Origin of the sequence: Paenibacillus arenilitoris, assembly GCF_014705655.1 — a bacterium.
Classification (GTDB): Bacteria; Bacillota; Bacilli; order Paenibacillales; family Paenibacillaceae; genus Pristimantibacillus; species Pristimantibacillus arenilitoris.
In genome coordinates, this window is record NZ_JACXIY010000017.1 from 137,949 (window position 1) to 158,320 (window position 20,372).

Sequence of the window (20,372 nt, forward strand, 5' to 3'; positions counted from 1 at the left end):
ATTTACGTTAAGGAGGAGAGTTTGCATGAAGAGGAAAACAAGCTTGATCGCTAAACAATTGTCTGCGCAACGAAAACGTCTCGTCTTCCTCGCGGTCATTTCGCTCGCGCTTGGCGCGGCCATTGTGAGTCAGGCCGCCTTGCTGGCCGAAGCCGTCCAGCGGCTCTTCGTGGAGAGTGCTTCCTTCTCGTCGGTTGCCATGCTGCTCGGCATCCTGCTGTGCGTTATGGCTGTACGCACGCTTTTGTCGTATGGAAACGGGAAAGTCGGCTTGCATATGGCTGCCGCCGCCAAGACGAATATGCGAGCAGCCGTGCTGCAAAACATGACTCATGCCTCCATGCCTTCAGCCCTTTGCGGACAGACGGGGGGGAAGGTGAGCATTGCGCTGGATGCCGTGGATGAGGCTGACGGTTATTTCAGCCAGTACATGCCGCGTATGGCGGAAGCGGCCGTTATCCCGATAATGATTTTGGCCGTTACGTTCGTCCAACATGCCAACTCAGCCCTCATCATGCTGTTTACGGCTCCATTTATCCCTTTGTTCATGATTTTGGCAGGGCTGAAAACGAAAAACAAAGCAGAAGAAAAGTATGCGCAGTTGGCCGATTTTTCCGGAACGTTTCTTGATTCACTTCAAGGGCTGGTTACCTTGAAACTATTTGGACGGGCTCGCCGACAGCAGCAAGAAATCGAACGCAGCAGTTTGGGTTACCGCGATGCCACAATGGCTATTTTGAGAATCGCGTTTACGAATACGTTCATGCTGGAATCGATCGTCATGCTGAGCATCGGTATTGTCGCTCTCGAACTGGCCATTCAGCTGCTTGTATTCAAATCGATGACGTTCCACACCGCCTTTCTCGTTCTGTTGCTCGTCCCCGAGTTTTACAGCCTGTTGAAAAATTCGGGAACGGCGTTTCATAGCGGGCGAACGAGTATGGGAGCGATTCGCAAGGTCGAGAACATGCTTGCGGAAACGATCGGCGCGGCGCAGCCGGACGAATTCATGGCGTCCCAAACGAAGCTGCTTCCTATGCCGCCATCCATTGAACTGGATAATGTCACGTTTCGGTATGCGCCCGATTCGTTTGAGCTTAAGGCCGGACGGATCTCGGTTAAGCCGGGAGAACATATTGCCATTGTCGGAGCAAGCGGATCCGGCAAAACGACCTTGCTCCATCTCATCGCCGGTTTGCTGAAACCGGCATCGGGAACGATTAGGGTGAACGGAACCCCGCTCTCGCAGCAGTATGAATCTTTATGGTTCGAACGTGTTAGCTACATTACGCAGCATCCGTATATTTTTGCAGGCACATTCGCTGAAAATATCGCGATCGGCGCACGTCGGAACGTCACCAGGGCTGAGATCGAGCAGGCGGCGGAGGAGGCAGGACTTGCGGAGGTTGCGGCTCAATTGGAGCAGGGGTTTGATACCTACGTCGGTGAAGGAGGCAGGGGACTGTCCGGCGGGGAGAAGCAGCGGCTTGCGTTAGCGCGGGCTTTTTTGAAGCGGCCTGCCGTTATTTTGTTCGATGAGCCTACGGTGGGACTGGACCTGCACACCGAGCGCGTGCTGCAGCGGGCCATTGCCGCCTTGGCTAAAACGGCAACGATGATTACGGTAGCGCACCGATTGTATACGATTAGACATGCCGACAACATTTGGTTTATGGAACATGGAGCGTTAGCGGCTTCGGGACGTCATGACGAGCTTATGGAAAGTTTGCCTCAATATGCCGAGATGGTCGATGTTCAACGGAAAGGGGGGCTGGCATGAGCGAGCTGGTTATTTTGTCAAAAGCGATGATTCGGGAACGCAAAGACATCGTCCTTTCGATAATAGGCGGATTTATTGCCGGCATAGCCGGCGTTGCTCTATTCTCAGCGAGCGGGTATCTCATCTCGCAAACGGTATTTGCGCCGCCGCTCTACACCTTGATTGTACTTGCCTCGCTGGTCAAACTGCTTGGCTTGCTTCGGGCGGCGAGCCGTTACGGAGAACGCCTGTTTTCCCACCGGGCGACGTTCTCCATGCTTAGCCGTTTGCGTACATCCTTTTTTGCCAAGCTTATCCCTTTGACGCCCGGGATATGGAATAAAAATCGAAGCGGGGATCTGCTTGCGCGGATCGTTGGGGATGTGGAAGGGTTGCAGCATTATTTTTTGCGCGTCGCTTATCCGCCGGTCATTGTCGTTATGGTCTTTTTGGCGACGATGCTGTTTACCGCTTTTTTCTCGTTCTGGATTGCGTGCATATTCGTGCTGGGAATGCTGGGAACTGCGTGGGTCGTGCCGGGAATCGTAATGCTTGGACAGCGAAAAAAACATGAACGTATCCGCGAACAGCGGGCGCTGCTGTCCACGGATGTAACAGAGATGCTGTATGGTTTCCGCGATCTGAAAGTATACGGGCAATTGGCAGAGCGGGAACGGCAGCTCCAGCAGGCTTCCGCTGCGTTGGCAGCCGAGCAGCAGCGAGCAGCCGGACATTTGCTGCGCGGACAATCCATGCACGCCTTTGTTACGCTTCTCGTTTCCTGGGGGGTGCTGGCGCTTGGCGCCTATTTGATTATGGACGGAGCGCTTGCCGGCGTATTTCTAGCCATGCTGGTCATGGCCTCGCTAACGGTATTCGAAGAAGCGGCGGCAATGGCCACCTTACCCGCGTATAAGCAAGATAGCGAACATGCAGCCAAACGGCTGACGGAAACGGTACTCGCTACTCCCGCGCAGTCCTTGCATTCAAGCTGCAAGCTGTGGGCCGATCAGGCTGTCTCGATCGAGCTATCCGGCGTTACGTTTCAATATGAAGGGGAGTGGAGGCCGGCGTTGAACGATATTTCGCTGCAAATTTCATCAGGCTCCAAAACGGCGATTGTCGGGCCGAGCGGGTCAGGAAAGTCGACGCTGATCGAATTGCTGCTCAAACTGCGTACACCGTCGGCAGGCGATGTGCGATTAAACGGTATTTCGGCGAAAGAGCTGGACGAGACGGGCATTTGGGAGACGGCTAACGTGGTGCTGCAGCAAAGTCACTTTTTCCGGGGAACGATCCGGGACAATCTGCTGCTGAATGGAGAAGAATATGCGGACGGAAAACTAGTGGATGTTCTCTCTAAAGTGCAGCTGCCGACGAAGTCGTTAACCGATGCCGTGTACGAAAAAGGGGAGAACTTATCGGACGGCGAGAAGCAGCGCTTGGCTCTGGCGCGGGCCATGCTCCGCAAAGGACGGCTATGGCTGCTGGACGAACCGACGTCTTCGTTGGACTGCGTGACAGAGCAACGCGTCTTGAAGCAGCTGTACGAACAGGCGGCCGGAGATACCCTTCTTCTGATTTGTCATCGGCTTGCCGGTTTGGAAGAAATGGATCGGATTGTGGTCATGGAGCAAGGCAGGGTCGTGGAGACGGGCTCGTATTCGGAGCTGATGGAGCAAAAAGGCTATTTTTATAAGATGAAGCAAATTGAGCTGCAAATGATCGGAGAAGCTTCAGCGTGACCTCCTCATGCAATAAATAATTAATTGATTATATAAGTGAATGCGTATATATTTAAATGTGGGAATCACAATAGTTAGAAGGGGGGAGGGAGAACATGGAGAAAATCAATGAAGCGGCCGAGGAACTGAAACTGCTAGGAGACAAGACGAGGCTCACGATTATGGCCTTATTGAAGGAACGGGCTCTCTGCGTTTGCGACATCGCAGAACTGCTTGAAACCTCGCAACCCAACGCCAGCCAGCATTTGCGAAAATTAAAAGCGGCCGGACTTGTAAGCGAAACCCGTAAGGGTCAATGGATTTATTACGCATTGAACATTGAAGATAAGTCCTACATTCAGGCGATAATGGGCTACCTTCCATCGTTAAAAGAAAAAATCGATCAAATCAAAAATGATTGCGATTAGCGTGGGGGATTACATGGCTATCACGGCATTTCTTATTTTCTTAGTGACCTTGACCTTTGTCATATGGCAGCCAAAGGGATTGAACATCGGGTGGTCTGCAAGCGCCGGAGCCGTCCTTGCGTTAATTTTCGGCGTGGTCAGCTTCGGCGATGTTGGAACCGTTACCGGCATTGTTTGGAACGCCACTCTGGCTTTTGTGGCAATTATTCTGATTTCGCTTGTATTGGATGAAATTGGCTTCTTCGAATGGGCAGCGCTGCATATGGCCCGGCTTGCACGCGGAAACGGTGTGCTCATGTTCGTATTTATCATCCTGCTTGGATCGGCGGTCGCCGCCTTGTTTGCCAACGACGGCGCGGCGTTGATCATGACGCCGATCGTGCTTGCCATGGTCCGGGCGCTTAAATTCGATGACAAAATGATCCTGCCATTTATTATGGCGAGCGGATTCATTGCCGATACGGCCTCTTTGCCGCTTGTCGTAAGCAATCTGGTTAATATCGTGTCGGCCGATTATTTCAGCATCGGATTTGCGGAATACGCGAGCCGCATGATTATTCCGAATTTCTTTTCCATTCTTGCAAGCTTGATTGTGCTTTATCTGTATTACCGAAAAAGCATTCCAACCGGCTATAATCTCACCCAATTAAGAAAGCCGATGGAAGCCATCAAGGATAGGCGGCTGTTCAAATTATCTTGGGCCATTCTGGCCGCGCTGCTTATCGCGTATTTCGTCAGTGAATTTTTCTCGATCCCTGTATCCATTATTGCCGGGGTCGCGGCAATTGCCTTTTTGTTCGCAGCGAGGAAGAGCCCTGCGATTCAAACCTGGAAGCTCGTCAAAGGCGCTCCATGGACAGTCGTCATTTTCTCCATCGGGATGTATGTGGTCGTTTACGGGTTGCGAAATGCCGGTCTAACCGATGCGCTAGGCGGCGTCATTCATGCGGTCGCGGACAACGGGTTGTTCGCGGCTACGGTAGGCATGGGCTTTATTTCAGCGATTCTGTCGTCAATTATGAATAACATGCCGACCGTCATGATTGATGCGCTCGCCATCCAAGGCACTCAAACCGATGGTTTCATTCGCGAAGCGCTGATCTATGCCAATGTGATCGGTTCGGATTTAGGTCCGAAAATCACCCCCATCGGATCACTGGCAACCCTGCTTTGGCTACATGTTTTGTCCACGAAAAAAGTGAAAATCGGCTGGGGCTATTATTTCAAAGTCGGCATTTTGTTAACCATTCCTACATTGTTTATTACGCTCGTCGGACTTTACCTATGGCTGTATATTCTTCAATCGTTGCATGTGAATGTATGGCTCTGTATTGCAGGGTTTGTGATAGTACTTGCAGTGGTTGCAATGATCATCAGGTCGTTTCTGGGCAGCCGACAAGCTAAAAGAGGTCATCGAGGAGCGTAAATAATTGATATTAGAAGGAGATATTTAATCATGGAGAAAAAACCGCTCGTTTATTTTTTGTGCACCGGAAATTCCTGCAGGAGCCAGATTGCGGATGGTTTTTTAAAAGCTTTGGGAAGCGACAAATACGAAGTGAAAAGCGCGGGACTAGAAGCGCATGGACTTAATCCGCGTGCGGTTCAAATCATGCATGAATCCGGCGTGGACATTAGCAAAAATACATCCGATGTAATCGATCCCGATATTTTAAACCGTGCCGATTATGTCATTACGCTGTGCGGCCACGCGGACGAACATTGTCCTGTCATCTCCAACAAGAACGTTACGAAATGGCATTGGGGATTTGAGGATCCGGCAAAAGCGAACGGGACGGAGGAAGAAATCTTGAGTCAATTCCGCATCGTTCGCGACTCGATCAAGAACCGGATTGAGCAGTTCGTTAGAGAAGGGAACTGAGGTGGATTTCTTGATCATACGAATGCATGTCGCATTAAACTGTACCGATCTGAATAAATCCCTAGATTTTTATCGTGCTTTTTTTGGAGAAAAGGCGTGCTGAATCACTTGGGTTTCCAAGTGAATGGTGTATGATCCGGACGGTAACGCTTGGGAAGTTTTCTACGCCAAAGAAGATTCCGAATTTGAATCAGCCGGAGAAGCCAGGGATTTGTCCTTGTGCTGCGCGGCAGCTGATGTTGAATCGATGGTAAAAAAATGAAGGTATCGATGTGATCGTGGATCTGCGCGGTGAAGCGACGGAGTGCGCCTTCCCGGCGGCGAATGCGGAACGGATTCAAATCCCATTAGAACAAATTGTATCCCGATAAATAAGAAGCACAGGAGCCACTTAGCAAAGTGGTTTCCTTTTTTTTTGATATATTACTTGCAAAATGCAAATATATCATGTATAACTAAGTCATGAGGTGATATCACGTGGAAAACGTTCGCGAACTCTTTCAAATCATGACACGCCGTTTTGGCTTTCTCAATAAAAATTGCTGTTCTGCTGGCGGATGCGATATTTCTTTAGTGCAAAGCCATATTCTTTACGAAATCGATCATCAGCATAAACCGTCTGTTCAGCAAGTCGCCGAAGCATTGGGAACCGATATTACGACCTTTAGCCGACAAATCCAATCGTTAATCAAAATGAATTTAGTGAAGAAAACGCCGGTTCCGGACGACCGTAGGGTGCATGTGCTTTCGCTTACGACGGAAGGTAAGTACGTGGCCGCAACGATTGATCAGCAAATGAACGCCTACTTAGGTGAAGTGTTTTCGCACATGAACGATTTTGAAAAAGAAACGGTCATTCGCTCCGTTAAGCTTTTGAATGAAGCGATGGCAAAGTCCAGCCTGTGCTGTACCACCCCCATCGGGTGATTTCTTTTTTCTATTATACTTGCATATTGCAATTAATTCGGAGGATATTGGTATGAATGAGATTCTTGATACGATCGTTATTGGAGGGGGGCAAGCGGGGCTTGCTTCTAGCTACCATTTAAAAAAGAAAGGACTTCGATTTCTGATATTGGAGGCAAGCGACGAAGCAGGCGGTTCGTGGCCGAGTTATTACGATAGTTTAAAGCTCTTCTCACCAGCACGCTTTTCGTCAATGCCGGGAATGAAATTCCCCGGTGATCCGGACGGCTATCCTAAGCGAGATGAAGTCATTCGTTATCTACAAGATTACCGGACAACCTTTCAATTGCCGGTTATTACGAATCAACGCGTAGATTCAGTTGAAAGCGATGGAGCGGGATTTACGGTCCGCACGACGATAGGTGATACGTTCAGGACGCGTACCATCATTAATGCGACCGGCTCGTTCCACAATCCTTATACGCCAGTGCTAATCGGACAGGAGAGATTTCAGGGCCGTATCCTTCATTCTTCGGAATATCGGAATCCAGAGTCGTTTAACGATCAACGGGTAGTAGTCGTCGGACGCGGCAATTCTGCTGTACAGATCGGAGTGGAGCTGGCCGAAGTAAGCAAGACGTCTCTAGCGGTTTTACGGCCAATCCAATTTATCAATCCAATTGTGTTGGGTAGAGATCTGCATTTTTGGACGAAGCTGATTGGGTTTGATGCTTTTCCGTTTTGGCGACTTGGGAAAACGGCGCCAAGTCCGGGCGGTGTGAACGATTCAGGCCGATACAAAGAGAAAGTAGCTGCAGGAAAGCCGGAGCAACGAACGATGTTTACGTCCTTTTATGAGGATGGCGTTATTTGGCCGGACGGGACCAAAGAGATGGTCGATACGGTGGTATTCGCGACCGGATACAGGCCGCATCTGCCTTACCTCCAAGCCGTTGGCGCGTTGGATGGGAAAGGAATGCCAATCCAAAAAGCAGGTATAAGTAACGTACCTGGGCTTTATTATGTGGGACTCGAGGGGCAGCGATCCTTTGCTTCTGCCACTTTAAGGGGGGTGGGGCCGGACGCGAAGTTTGTTGTGAAGAAGCTGATGCGTCACCTTAAACGTTAAGCAGTCGTCACGTAGCCGTTATGTTTTGTAAAAATATTGTGCGAAGGTTGGATTCCATTGAACAATAATTGGTTTGCTATTGAAATGTTAGTGAGACAGAAGCAAGATGAAATCGAACGATCCGCAAGGGATGCTTGGAAATGGACAGATGCCACGCAAAAGCAATCAAAAATTTTCTTATGGAAGCGCCAAATCGCCTTCACGACATCTAGAGAATGCTGCGCTACTAGCTGCTGTTAATTCAATACAAATAGATTAAGGAGTGTTTTCCATGAATCAAGTTAGCAACGATCAAATTCGTCAAAATGTTCGTAGCCGATATAAGGAGATTGCATTACAACCGGCAGAGGCCAGCTCATGTTGTGCCCCGCCGTCAACGACAAGCGCGGGCTGCTGCGATTCGCCGGCAAATGCATCTGCCAAGCTTGGTTATTCGAATGATGAGCTAACCGCGGTGCCGGACGGCGCAAACCTTGGTCTCGGCTGCGGCAATCCGCAGGCGATTGCCGAACTGAAGCCGGGGGAAGCGGTACTTGATCTAGGCAGCGGCGGCGGATTCGACTGCTTCTTGGCCTCGCGTCAAGTCGGTGACACGGGTCGTGTAATTGGCGTAGACATGACGCCGGAAATGGTAAGCCGCGCACGCGCGAATGCTGCGAATGGCGGATTTGCGAACACCGATTTTCGTTTAGGAGAGATTGAGCATTTGCCTGTTTCCGATCAATCGGTTGACGTTATCATCTCGAACTGCGTCATCAATCTTTCCCCTGACAAACAGCAAGTGTTTAACGAAGCGTTCCGGGTGCTGCGCCCAGGAGGCCGTCTTGCCATTTCGGATATTGTCACGACTGCGGCATTGCCGGCAGAGATGAAGAATGATCTGGATTTGATGTATTCAGGCTGTATTTCCGGAGCCTCATCGGTCGATGAAGTTAAAGCCATGTTAACCCAAAGCGGATTTATGAATCTAGTAGTGGAGCCGAAGGATGATTCGAAGGAATTTATTAAAGATTGGGTGCCGGGATCTCATGTAGAGAATTACATTGCATCCTCGGTTATTAGAGCCAATAGGCCATTGTAATTAACTTCGATTTGTAGAGATCTATAAGTTTTCCTTAAAAAATAAAACTCGTTAATCACATTGATTGCCGCGTAAATCGCGGTTTTTTTGTTTTTGGGATAAAGGCGTGTTTATTGGGTCTTCTTTGCATTTTCCACATCATTCGTATTTTCTATCGGCTCCGAGTCCTCAATGATCAAGAGATTTTTAACAAAAATCCATATCCAACTGGGAAAATAATCAAATCAATGAAAATGAGACATTTACCGTAACCAATGACCATGATTACAATGATCAGCAAGTACGGGAGGGAGCAAATCCTTATTTCGTCCTGTACGCGGATCAATGAATGGAGGGGAGGGGCGACCGTTTTACCTGAACGCTTGGTTAGAGTATTCGTAAAGAAACCGATTAAATTTGAAAGGGGAAGTTTGATGCATTTAAAATGGATGCCGTTCAAAAAGCAATTGATCATTCTTACGATAACCCTATTCGGATTGTCCTCGCTGCAGCTGCAGTCCGCAGAAGCCAAATCGCCAATCGACAAACATTTCGGAGAACCTGTTTCCGTGGGAGCGCCTATTCAGCAGATTGCCATTTTTGAAAGCGCTTATGGTCAAGAGGATGGCCGGGATGTTATGTATACCACGGTGAACGGAAAGCCGGCCATGTTGAACGTCATTGACCTCGCGGACAATAAACTGCTCCGGACGTTCCCGCTTCCGGACGCGGACAGCTCCTGGGCGAAAACCGTAGCCGCAGACGGAACGCTCTATATAGCCGGTCAATCCAAAATGTACCGGTATTCGCCTCAAACCAAAGAACTTGATGATTTAGGGCAGGCGATTCCTGGCGAAACCTCCATTTGGGGACTGGTCGCGGATGAGAATGGGAACGTGTATGGCGGGACGTATCCGAACGCCAAAGTGTTTAAATTCGATCCTCAGACAAAATTATTCACGGATTACGGAACCATGGTGGAAGGACAAGGGTATGTTCGCTCCATTGCCTATGCGGACGGTATCGTATATGCGGGAATCGGCACGGTAGGTCATATCGTCAAGCTGGATCCGGTTACCGGGGACAAGTCGGAGCTGCCGATTCGGGACGTGCCGGTCATAAGCAGTCTTCCGTTCGTGTACGGACTGGATGTCAGGGGGGATTACCTCTTTGCTTACTTGAACGGCAACGGAACAACCGCATTGCTTATCTATGATAGAGCCAGAGGCGTCTGGCTGGACGAGGTGTACCATGGATACGGCGGCCTCGATGTGTCGCCCGAACGGGAAGGGAAAGTGTATTTCGTCCAAAATCGGAAAGTTCAAGCCTTTGACATGACGATGCGTCAGGTCACGGATACGGGGATTGCCTATGGAACGGGGTTCCGCTCCACCGGCTGGGTCCGGTTTCCGGATAATCCGGAGCTGCCCGGCGAGACGTTGGTGACGATTCAATTCGGCGGGAAAACGGCATTGTTCAACTTCGAGTCCGGCGTTCATAAGACGCTGCCCGCCGTTGCCGAAGGCCAACCTACCTTGATCCAGGCGCTGGAGAAAGGGCCGGACGGCAAAATCTATACAAGCGGCATGACTTCCGCATTGGGAGGTGCGTTCGACCCCGTTACGCGCACCCATTCGACGTATCCGATGGGCCAGGCCGAAAGCATCGGCGCGTTCGGCAATGACGTCTACTTCGGTATTTATCCGAAAGCGGAGATTCGAAAACTGGATACGACGCTCCCCGTTCAGACGGATCCGAATAAGCCGAATCCCAACCCGGTATCGTTATTCTACATGGAAGAGGATCAAGATCGTCCCTATGTCCAGACGACCGGCGGAGGCAAGATCTACTTTGGGACCATACCGTACTACGGGAAATTGGGCGGAGCGCTCGTTGCGTACGATCCCGCTTCGAATGCGTATGATGTTCACCGCCATGTCGTGCATAACCAGAGCATTGTAGGACTGGCTTACCGGGATGGCAAGATTTACGGCTCGACCAGCATACGAGGCGGTCTGGGGATCGATCCGACCGAATCGGAAGCGAAGATGTTCGTGTGGGATGCCGTTAGCGGAGAAAAGCTTAGCGAGTTCACGCCCGAAATTCCGGGCGCGGCGAAATCTCCGATCATGATTAGCGGGCTGACCTTCGACAAAGACGGACTCCTCTGGGCGGCGGCAGACGGCATCCTGTTTGCGGTGGACCCCGACACGCAGCAGGTCGTTAAGAGCAAGATCATTTATCCGGGCGTCACCGATTACGGGATGTGGAGGCCGATCCACCTGAGATGGGGAGAGGATGGCCTGCTCTATACCGACCTCCACGGACAGCTGACGATATTGGATCCCGAAACGATGGAGCATAAGGAGCTGGGCATCAAAACCGCACTCTTTACGTTGGGGGATGACGGAAATATTTATTATGCGCAAGAAACCCGAATGTATAGGATTCCCGTCTCGGATGCCGGAGAAGAGGATGCCGAGCCGCCGGTGACGGAGATCGCGCTCATGCCGGAACAGCCGGACGGAAAAAACGAATGGTACGTAAGTCCGATAACGTTTACTTTGTCGGCCCACGATGAAGGATCCGGTCTTGAAACCACGCAATATTCCTGGGATGAAGGAGAAAACTGGATCACCTATGACGGTTCGCCGTTACAGGTGCTTGAGAATGGCCGTCACGCGCTGACTTATCGATCCATCGACAAAGCCGGCAATGAGGAGGCTCCCCATACGATCAGGCTGCATGTGGATCGCGAGGGGCCGGCAATCAAATGGAAATCGGAAATTCCCGAAGAAATCGGCACTGCGGACGAGCTCAAGCTAGCGTTCGAGCTTCAGGACGAATGGTCAGGGGCAGATTCGGACAGTATCGCAATCACTTTGGACGAGAAGCGAGTCGATCATGGATCAGCCCTGCCGTTATTTCATCTTCCTCTTGGCGAGCATACCTTGACGATACGGGCAACCGACTTGGCGGGAAACGAATCCGTGCATGAGGCGAATTTTAAACTCGTCACCAGCTTCGACAGTCTGAAACAGCTTGTCTATCGATTCGCCGAACTAGGATGGATTGACAATCACGGTATCGCAAAGAGTCTTGCCGCTAAGGTCGCAAAAGGGAAGATCGAAGCCTTTATAAAACAAGTCCGTGCCCAAACCGGGAAGCATATATCAAAGGAAGCAGCCGCCTATTTAATTCGGGATGCGGAGGCGCTCCGGTAACAGCTGCCGAGTAACGATCATATGGATTGAAGGTTTCCAATAGAACGGAAAGGAAGGTGCGGAAAGTTGAAAATCGCAAAAATGAAAACGGGCTTGATGGTTATACTTTCATGCGCTGTACTGGCAACCATCCTCCCGGCAAAACCAACGGATGCGCAAAATTGGCAGGATGCAGGTCAGTCGAGTCCCGTTCGGTTGGCGGATAAAGTGTTCGGAGAGCCGCAGCGGTTGGCCCAGCCCATTAAGGGGATCAGCATCTATGACGGGGCGGTCGGGGAACAGGATGGCAGAAAGGTTATGTTTACAACGGTGAAAGGCTCTCCCGCACAATTCAATGTGGTGGATATGGCCACGAACGAGGTGATCCATACGACGGTTTTGCAAGGCGGGGGCGGAGATGCCTGGCACCATGAAGTAACGCCGGACGGAAAATTCGTATACGTAACCTCGCACCGAACGCTCTGGCTGTATGCAACGGAAACCGAAGAAATGAAGCTTGTCCATGACTTTGTTGACGAAGGCCCGTGGTCGCTTGTGACCGATAGTATTGGAAACGCTTATATTGGCACTTATCCCGGCGGAAAGGTATTTAAATACGAGCTTGCCAGCGGGACCGTCACCGAAGATTATGGAAGAATGCTTGGCAATCAGCCTCAAGAATACGTAAGATCGATCGCGCTGGACGAAGATGGAGGCCATATCTATGCCGGTACGGCCCACGGTCAAATCATTAAGCTGAATCTAACGACAGGGGAGAAAACCAATATCGCGCAACCGCTGATGGACAAACAGGAAACCGGCTTTGTGTACGATATGGATCTGGTTGATAAACGCTATATTTTCGCCAGATATTCCGAATCCAAAAATATGTATGTCTACGATCTCGAGTCTTCCCGCTGGCTGGACGTTGTATTATCCAACGTAACCGGTCTGCATGTCACGGACTCCTATGAAGACAAAGTTTATTTTATTGCGGACAACGCTTTAAACTATTACGACTTGGCAACGGGAGAGATCGGATCTACCGGAATGGCATACGGAAGCGGACTTCGAGGTGCCGATTGGGTCGAATTCGATCGCCATGAGAATCCGGATCTAATCGGCATGAATCTGGTAACCGTTCAATTCGGCGGGGGAATCGTTTATTTCAACATTACGCAGAACAAGACGGTAACGACACAACCGGTCGTAGAGGGGACGCCGCTGAATATTCATGTCATTGAGAAAGGCTCGAATAACCAGTTGATGATGAGTACATTGGGAGCGGGTACGGGGGCTGTCTTTGACGCGAACCAAAACAAAGTGGTTTCGATTTCCCTCGGGCAGGCCGACAGCATGGTACATCATGATCATGCCATGTACATGGGCGTGTACCCGAAAGCCAATATCTATAAATATGATCAAAATAGAAATCCGGGAAACGGCAATCCGTCATTGTTCATGCAAGTAGATCCAGGCGCCCATCAAGACCGGCTGATTGAAGCCGCCTCCGGCGGGGACCGGATCTATTTCGGCAGCGTATCAGGCTACGGCGTTAACGGGGGGGCCGTAACGATCATTGACCCGGCAGCCTATGCAAAGGACCGGACGGGGGTACTCGTCATTAGAAATGTCGTTCAAGATCAGAGTGTCGTAGGCCTTGCCTATAAGGACGGCGTGCTGTTCGGCTCTACGAATATTCATAACGGGCTTGGCAGCAACCCGACAGCGGAAGAAGCCAAAATGTTCGCGATCGATGCCTTGACCGGAGAGAAATTAATGGAATGGTCACCGCAAATCGAAGGCGTCGATAAACCTGAATTTATTGGACGTCTGACGGTAGGACCCCATGACGGTCTGATCTGGGGGGCGGTTAACGGCAGTATATTCGCGATGGACCCGGATAGCAAGGAGATCATAAAGAGCAAGCAGGTCCATACGGGATCGTTCAATTACGGCGCGTGGTCTTCCGTTCCGCTAAAATGGGATGCCGACGGCGTCCTGTACGCGCTGTTCGGCTCGAAGCTCGTCGCGATCGACCCGGTGACCATGGATCATCGAACCATAACGAACGCTTATAGCTTTACGATAGGCGATGACGGGTATCTGTATTTCTCGGATGGCTCGGATCGAACGTTCTTGTCCCGAATTCATATCGGTACCAAAGCAACGGTTCCAGAAGACGTGGACGGGAACGGAACCGTCGATCACCGCGATATCCGATTAGTGGCCAGGCATATAGGAAAAGAACCTGTAGGCGAATTGCGCAAACTGGACGTGAACCGGGATGGGCAAATAAACGCAAAAGATATTAGAAGAATTATAGCTAAAATGATGGAGGACCGGAAACGAAAATAACGCGATTAGTAAAAAAATCGGTACAGCTGTACCGATTTTTTTTCATATCGGATGGAGGAGGCCTGATGTCGTGGAACATGTTTACCGAGGGGAAGCAATGTATCTTTCTGTAAAGGCTTTTTATAAAACGTCAGTTGCTTATTTGTTACCGAGTTGTTCCGCCAAACCGATTAGAAGTCCTTCGGTTCCACGAATGTAGCAGAGCCGATACGAGTCCTCGTACTGAACCACTTCGCCAACGAGCTGAGCACCATGCTTAATGAGTCTGGATACCATTTCGTCAATGTCTTCAACGGTGAACATGACGCGTAGATAACCGAGGGCGTTAACAGGAGCAGTCCGGTGGTCTGATATAGCAGGCGGGGTGAGAAATCGCGAAAGTTCAATTCGGCTGTGGCCATCTGGGGTAACCATCATCGCAATCTCTACGCACTGAGAACCGAGACCGGTTACGCGACCAGCCCATTCACCATCGACAACGGCTCGCCCTTCGAGCTTCAAGCCAATCTCCTCAAAGAAAGAGATTGCGTTATCAAGGGATTCTACAACGATGCCGACATTGTCCATTCTTAGTAATTTGTTTTTTGCCATTGTTTTATCTCCTTATGTGTACAGATTTATTACCTCATATCAAGTTTGGCTGAATGAAGTTGCGCATAAAACCGGCTGAAACGTTAACCGTTGGAACGTTTGAAACGGTACGGACTTAAGCCGACATGTTTCTTAAACAGGTTGCAAAAGTAAGAGAAGTTCGTTAAACCGATCGCCTGTCCGACTTCCTGTACCGACAAATCGCTTGTTTTAAGCAGCCAACAGGCCTGGCGGATGCGGCGGGCGGCCAAATATTCGGTAATCGTGGTACCGACGGTTTGGCGAAAGACGGCCGATAAATGGTTGGGCGACAAATGAATCTCTTCGGCGAGACCCTCCAGTTTAAACTCTTCCATATAATGTTCTTCCACCCACTTCATCACCCGCTCGGCTGCGGACGACTTCCGCAGATGGGACGGGTTTTTTTGCCGTTCCGGCTGTTCGTGGGCCATAACAATATGAAGGAAGTCCATTAGAAACAGCCATTGCCCCTCAAGCTGAAGCGCCGAGGCCGGCTGCGGAATTCGCTCCCGGTAATTCTCGAATAGACGGAGAATCTGCTGCTGCGGCAATCCGTCAAACACTTGCTGCTCCAGCGGATCACTCCACAGCCGATGGAAAAAGGTCCGCAAGAGAGTAAACGGAACCAAGTACCGGTCGAGTTCGGTTGGCTCGAATACAAACAGGGAACGGATATAATGGGATTCCGGATCAAGCTTCATATGGATACGATGCAGTTGAAACGGACGGAAATAAAAGAGGCACCCCGGAGAAAGCTCAAAAATTTGTTGATTAACAATGACTTGACCATGCCCTTCGTGGACGTAAAGCAGCTCCATTCCCTGATGCGCATGATAGACGTCAACGAATTCATGCGTCCGGTCTTTCAGGAACGAAAGCCGCACCGGATGAAGATTCAAATTCATATAGTTCATGATTTTCACCGGCGAGCCCCCTGTTGCATGAATCGTATTTTAAAAACATTTTATCATAAGGGCGCCAAACTTTGAGCCTTCTTTTTTTGCTACGATGGAATAGAGCGGACAAAGGAAGACCGAATCGCACGTTGTCGTTGCGCAAAGCGGCAGTCCGATAAAAGGAGGGAGTTACGAATGATCGATGCGAATCTGGATTGGGCTTCCTTCCTGGGAAGGCACGATCTTACGTGGTCGGTGAAACCGGTCTCATGGGATGAAGGGGCGTTCATCGGCAACGGATGGATCGGGGCGATGGCCTACAGCGAGGAGCACAGATTAAAGCGAAATGTGCTGCGCTTTGTGCTTGGTCGCACGGATGTAACCGCGAAACGGCCGGCAGGAGGATATCCTCCGCGGGTTCCAATAGGCGAGCTCCACCTGGAGCTGGCAGGCTGGCTTTATCAGCCCTATAGCATGCGGCTGGATTTATGGAACGCGGAGCTTCGGGCGGAGATTGCGACTACGGCGGGATCGGTGAAACTGCGGGCGTTCGTCCACGGCCGCGAAATGGCGATGGCGGTGGAGCTTGAGACGTCCGGGAGTGAAGAAAGCGCCGCCTTTCAATGGTACCCCTACCCGGAAGTCGATCCGATTCTGAAAAATGCGGACGGCTATAATTTGAATCCATATATTCCTGAATCGGAAGTGATCCGGTCCTTAAGAAATGGAATCCATATCGGAACGGAAACGTTCAAGCCTGCCGGCTCTGGCGGCTGTACGACGGCTTGGATCGAGCGGAAGCTGGCGGCAGCGTCGGCGGGGTATGACGAACGGCGCGTATTGTTATTATCTATTCAGAACGGTTCGGACGAAACAGCCGTACAAAAGGCTGTGGAAGTCGTGAAGCATGCGGGCGGGCAGCCTTGGGACGAATGGGTGAAATCGCACCGAAGCTGGTGGCATGCCTATTTCCCGCAGAGCTTTGTTTCGATTCCAGATACGATGCTGGAAGGATTTTATTGGATTCAAATGTATAAGCTGGCGTCGACGACTAGAGCAGAAGGCATGATCATGGATAATCAGGGGCCGTGGATGACATCGACCCCTTGGCCTGGCGTTTGGTTCAATATGAACGTGCAGATGGCCTATTCCCCGGTCTACGCGTCCAACCGGCTGGATATCGGCCTGTCGCTGACGAAAGCGTTCAGCGAGCGCTTCGATCAGCTGATCCTCAATGTTCCCGAGACATTCAGGGCGGATTCGGCCGGTCTCGGCCGCAGCTGCAGCTACGACCTGGCCGCCAATGTCGACGACGAGAAAGGAAACCTGCTGTGGGTCTGCCATAATATATGGCGTCAGTATCGGCACTCGATGGATGATAAGCTGCTGAAGGAGCTGCTATATCCTCTGCTTCAGCGTGCCGTTCAGTATCACGTGCACCTGCTTGAGGAAGGAGACGACGGCAAGCTTCATCTGCCGCCGACCATCTCGCCGGAGTACGGTTCTTTCCTCAAGCTGACGGTGCCGGACGCCCATTACGATTTGGCCCTGCTCAGATGGGGCTGCGAGACTCTGCTGCGGATCAGCGAACGGATGGAACAGGTTGAGGCGGACAAGGCGGAGCGGGGAGCCGGGAGGAGGATGTGGGCGGAAGTACTCGAAAGGCTTACCCCTTTGCCCACGGACGAAACCGGCTATATGATCGGACGCGGGCAGCCACTCGAATTCGGGCATCGCCATTTTAGCCATTTGATGGCCGTTTTCCCCTTGCATCTGGTAAGCGGAGAGGCGGAAGAAGAGAAGAGGCTGATATTGCGCTCGCTTCGCCACTGGTTATCCAGGGAAGGGGATTTGCGGGGCTTTACGTTTACGGGAGCGGCGTCGATCGCGGCAGTCCTCGGCTTGGGCGACGAAGCGTTGACTTATTTGAAATCGCTTGTTCATCTTCTGAAACCGAACACGATGTATAAGGAAGCGGGACCGGTTATTGAATCGCCGCTCGCGGGCGCGGAATCGATTCAAGATATGCTGCTGCAAAGCTGGGGCGAGTGGATACGAATATTCCCGGCCGTGCCCGGCGAATGGCGGGATACGGTCTTCCACGATTTGCGGACGGAGGGAGCGTTCCTTGTGAGCGCCATCAGATCAAACGGGGAAACGAAGTGGATCCGCGTGAAGAGCCTTGCCGGGGAACCCTGCCGATTGATCACGGATATGAACGGCCGTGTCGGACTACGGGCGGCAGAGGGCAAGGCGGTCCTTCGAGAGCTTGGCGGCGGCCGGTTCGAGCTCGATATCGCTCGCGGGGGAGAAGCGATACTTTATGCCGAAGCGGCCGCTTCCGGGGCGCAACTCGCGGACGATCTCTCTTTGCAAATCCGTCCGGTACCCGCCGAACCTCGTCTATGCGGGTATTTCGGGGGCCGCAAGCCATGGAGGCTGTTCGGTCTGTCTCTAAGCGCCAATGCCGGTTCTCTGGTTGACGAGATAGTAAAGTGAGGAGGAAAAGGCTATGACCGAGAAAGATAGGCTGCTGGATGGGGAACAGGAAGCGAATGCCCAAGCGGTTCATGCTCATGATTTGGAGTGTAAGCCCGAGCCGGACCGTCGGCTCGGATGGTGGAGAGAGGCAAGGCTGGGGCTCTTCATCCATTGGGGACTATATTCACTCCCTGCCGGCATATGGAACGGCGAGGAATTGAAAGGAGCTTACGGGGAGCATCTGATGCTCAGGGCGAAAATTCCGGTGAAAGATTATGAAGCTATAGCCGGGCGCTTTAATCCCCTTAAGTTCGATGCGGAACAATGGGTGCAAGCGGCAAAGTCGGCGGGATTGAACTACCTGGTGTTCACCGCCAAGCATCATGATGGATTCGCGATGTACGACTCCGAGGTATCCGACTACAATATTGTCCGCAGAACGCCGTTCGGACACGATCCGCTTGCGGAGCTGGCCGAAGCTTGCCGCCGCCACGGAATTGTTCCGTGTATCTATTACTCCCATGCCATGGATTGGCATCACCCCGATTCGCAAGGAAACACCTGGGATTATCCGGGGAATATCGGCGCTTACGAGCCGGCGGAGGAATGGATCCGCGATGAAGATAAAAGCTCGCGGTTCGAGAAATATCTGGAGGAAAAAGCGATGCCGCAGATCCGGGAATTGCTAACGCGATACGGACCTATCGGGGTGCTGTGGTTCGACTGCGGGCATAAACTGACCGAAGCGCAGGGCCGGCGCTTCCTCGAGCTTGTGCGTTCCATTCAGCCCGATTGCCTTGTAAACCGGCGAGTTTGGAAGGAGCCGCTCGGCGATTATGGAAACACATCGGACAATCAGCCGCACGTGCGAATCCCGAGGCAAGACTGGGAGTCGATCGCCACGATGAACGATTCCTGGGGTTATAAGATAAACGACCATAATTGGAAAACCCCGTCCGAAATTTTACGGCAGCTGATCGATACCGTGAGCATGAACGGCAATTATGTGATCAACGTAGGGCCAACGGGCGACGGCGAGTTCGATTCCGAATCGCTCGCGCGCCTTCATCGGCTTGGCACATGGCTCCAAACGAACGGAGACAGCATCTACGGCACGGTGCGGAGCCCGATCGGAAAACCGCCTTGGGGCCGCTGCACCATGAAAGGACAAAGGCTGTTTCTGCACATCTTTGACGGTCCGTTGAGCGGACAGCTGGTCATTCCTGGGATTCGCAATGAGTTAAAAACGGTATATGCGCTAGCCGATCCGGAACGAAAACCGCTGCTTTGCCGGCGCCTGTCGGACATCGATTGGATCGTAGACCTATCAGGCGCTCCGCAAGACCATCTTGCCGCCGTAATCGTAGCCGAGTTCCTTGGCGACTTAGACTCGAACCCGGTGAAGCTGCTTGTGGAAGACGATTATCCGAATGTGTTCGGCGCTTTCGAGTGCGACATCGTCGGGAGCACGCTGAGGTTCGATACCGGCAAGCAGGGCCGCGACAATGTGACCGATTGGTCGGAAGGTGATCTTATCCGCTGGAAATTTCGAACGATTATCGCAACTGCGTTCCGAATACGGGTCGCTTATGGCGCGGACGCTTCCTGCATGGGCGGTGAATTTGAAGTGGCAGTCGGCGATCAGAAGCGGTCGGCCAAAGTAACGAATACGGGTGGGATGCACGCCTTCCGGGATTTTGAGATCGGAACCGTCGATATACCCGCCGGAGGGCCGTTTACGCTAACGGTCAAGGCTGTATCCATTCCCGAAGCTTGTTTAATGAATTTGCAAAAGGTTGTTTTAGTGCCAGCTTCCTCGTACGTACTTCGTTAGCGGTGGGGGGATCTCTGTGCGTCAATGGCTATCAGGCGCAGTCCGGGGAAAACACCTGGTTTTTGCGCGTTTGCTTGTACCTTATATGTTATTTCTAATC

Annotated in this window: 14 protein-coding genes; 12 read left to right on the top strand and 2 right to left on the bottom strand. The window is 51.5% G+C overall.

The features are described 5' to 3' along the window. Positions 1-25: 25 nt before the first annotated feature. The 10 genes from cydD to IDH41_RS15725 all read left to right on the top strand — a co-directional run bounded on the left by cydD (position 26) and on the right by IDH41_RS15725 (position 14,449). Complete coding sequence (gene cydD, locus IDH41_RS15680) at positions 26-1,780, top strand: thiol reductant ABC exporter subunit CydD (protein WP_190862615.1); 1,755 nt, start codon at positions 26-28, stop codon at positions 1,778-1,780. Further along, positions 1,777-3,504, top strand: coding sequence for a thiol reductant ABC exporter subunit CydC (gene cydC, locus IDH41_RS15685; protein WP_190862617.1), 1,728 nt, complete (start codon positions 1,777-1,779; stop codon positions 3,502-3,504). Before cydD ends, cydC begins: the two co-directional genes overlap by 4 nt. A gap of 95 nt (positions 3,505-3,599) precedes the next feature. Then, a complete protein-coding gene (locus IDH41_RS15690) occupies positions 3,600-3,911 on the top strand; it encodes an ArsR/SmtB family transcription factor (RefSeq protein ID WP_190862619.1) in 312 nt (103 codons plus the stop codon). Positions 3,912-3,924: 13 nt separating this feature from the next. Beyond that, positions 3,925-5,337, top strand: a complete 1,413-nt coding sequence (locus IDH41_RS15695; protein WP_190862621.1) for an arsenic transporter — start codon at positions 3,925-3,927, stop codon at positions 5,335-5,337. Positions 5,338-5,367: 30 nt separating this feature from the next. Continuing rightward, a complete protein-coding gene (arsC, locus tag IDH41_RS15700; protein WP_190862623.1) occupies positions 5,368-5,793 on the top strand; it encodes an arsenate reductase (thioredoxin) in 426 nt (141 codons plus the stop codon). Between the two features lie 477 nt (positions 5,794-6,270). After that, entirely contained in the window at positions 6,271-6,720 is a 450-nt protein-coding gene (locus tag IDH41_RS15705; RefSeq protein ID WP_190862625.1) for a MarR family winged helix-turn-helix transcriptional regulator, read from the top strand. Between the two features lie 52 nt (positions 6,721-6,772). Continuing rightward, a complete protein-coding gene (locus IDH41_RS15710) occupies positions 6,773-7,828 on the top strand; it encodes a flavin-containing monooxygenase (protein WP_190862627.1) in 1,056 nt (351 codons plus the stop codon). Positions 7,829-8,099: 271 nt separating this feature from the next. Beyond that, the gene (locus tag IDH41_RS15715; RefSeq protein WP_190862629.1) at positions 8,100-8,909 is read left to right on the top strand and encodes an arsenite methyltransferase; all 810 of its coding nucleotides are present in this window, start codon (positions 8,100-8,102) and stop codon (positions 8,907-8,909) included. A gap of 413 nt (positions 8,910-9,322) precedes the next feature. Then, positions 9,323-12,112 (top strand): OmpL47-type beta-barrel domain-containing protein, encoded by a 2,790-nt coding sequence (locus IDH41_RS15720; protein ID WP_190862630.1) that lies wholly within the window; start codon positions 9,323-9,325, stop codon positions 12,110-12,112. 228 nt (positions 12,113-12,340) lie between these two features. Then, the gene (locus IDH41_RS15725; protein WP_190862632.1) at positions 12,341-14,449 is read left to right on the top strand and encodes a dockerin type I domain-containing protein; all 2,109 of its coding nucleotides are present in this window, start codon (positions 12,341-12,343) and stop codon (positions 14,447-14,449) included. 138 nt (positions 14,450-14,587) lie between these two features. Here the strand turns inward: IDH41_RS15725 and IDH41_RS15730 are convergent, their stop codons facing one another. Together IDH41_RS15730 and IDH41_RS15735 are read right to left on the bottom strand one after the other, a co-directional pair. Further along, complete coding sequence (locus tag IDH41_RS15730; protein ID WP_190862634.1) at positions 14,588-15,040, bottom strand: VOC family protein; 453 nt, start codon at positions 15,038-15,040, stop codon at positions 14,588-14,590. Between the two features lie 83 nt (positions 15,041-15,123). Further along, positions 15,124-15,975 carry an AraC family transcriptional regulator gene (locus IDH41_RS15735; protein ID WP_190862681.1) on the bottom strand — a complete coding sequence of 284 codons (852 nt, stop codon included), beginning with the start codon at positions 15,973-15,975 and terminating at the stop codon, positions 15,124-15,126. A 177-nt stretch (positions 15,976-16,152) separates the two neighbouring features. Here IDH41_RS15735 and IDH41_RS15740 point away from each other — a divergent pair, with 177 nt between their 5' ends. Together IDH41_RS15740 and IDH41_RS15745 are read left to right on the top strand one after the other, a co-directional pair. Next, positions 16,153-18,456 (top strand): glycosyl hydrolase family 95 catalytic domain-containing protein, encoded by a 2,304-nt coding sequence (locus tag IDH41_RS15740; protein ID WP_190862636.1) that lies wholly within the window; start codon positions 16,153-16,155, stop codon positions 18,454-18,456. A 13-nt stretch (positions 18,457-18,469) separates the two neighbouring features. Continuing rightward, positions 18,470-20,272: an alpha-L-fucosidase gene (locus IDH41_RS15745; protein ID WP_190862638.1), complete on the top strand. Its 1,803-nt coding sequence runs from the start codon at positions 18,470-18,472 to the stop codon at positions 20,270-20,272. Positions 20,273-20,372: the final 100 nt, after the last annotated feature.

Coding starts and splice junctions, on each gene's coding strand:
- cydC (WP_190862617.1), top strand. CDS start 1,777: ATGAGCGAGCTGGTTATTTTGTCAAAAGCGATGATTCGGGAACGCAAA.
- IDH41_RS15715 (WP_190862629.1), top strand. CDS start 8,100: ATGAATCAAGTTAGCAACGATCAAATTCGTCAAAATGTTCGTAGCCGA.
- IDH41_RS15690 (WP_190862619.1), top strand. CDS start 3,600: ATGGAGAAAATCAATGAAGCGGCCGAGGAACTGAAACTGCTAGGAGAC.
- IDH41_RS15745 (WP_190862638.1), top strand. CDS start 18,470: ATGACCGAGAAAGATAGGCTGCTGGATGGGGAACAGGAAGCGAATGCC.
- cydD (WP_190862615.1), top strand. CDS start 26: ATGAAGAGGAAAACAAGCTTGATCGCTAAACAATTGTCTGCGCAACGA.
- IDH41_RS15720 (WP_190862630.1), top strand. CDS start 9,323: ATGCATTTAAAATGGATGCCGTTCAAAAAGCAATTGATCATTCTTACG.
- IDH41_RS15710 (WP_190862627.1), top strand. CDS start 6,773: ATGAATGAGATTCTTGATACGATCGTTATTGGAGGGGGGCAAGCGGGG.
- IDH41_RS15735 (WP_190862681.1), bottom strand. CDS start 15,975: ATGAACTATATGAATTTGAATCTTCATCCGGTGCGGCTTTCGTTCCTG.
- IDH41_RS15695 (WP_190862621.1), top strand. CDS start 3,925: ATGGCTATCACGGCATTTCTTATTTTCTTAGTGACCTTGACCTTTGTC.
- IDH41_RS15730 (WP_190862634.1), bottom strand. CDS start 15,040: ATGGCAAAAAACAAATTACTAAGAATGGACAATGTCGGCATCGTTGTA.
- IDH41_RS15740 (WP_190862636.1), top strand. CDS start 16,153: ATGATCGATGCGAATCTGGATTGGGCTTCCTTCCTGGGAAGGCACGAT.
- arsC (WP_190862623.1), top strand. CDS start 5,368: ATGGAGAAAAAACCGCTCGTTTATTTTTTGTGCACCGGAAATTCCTGC.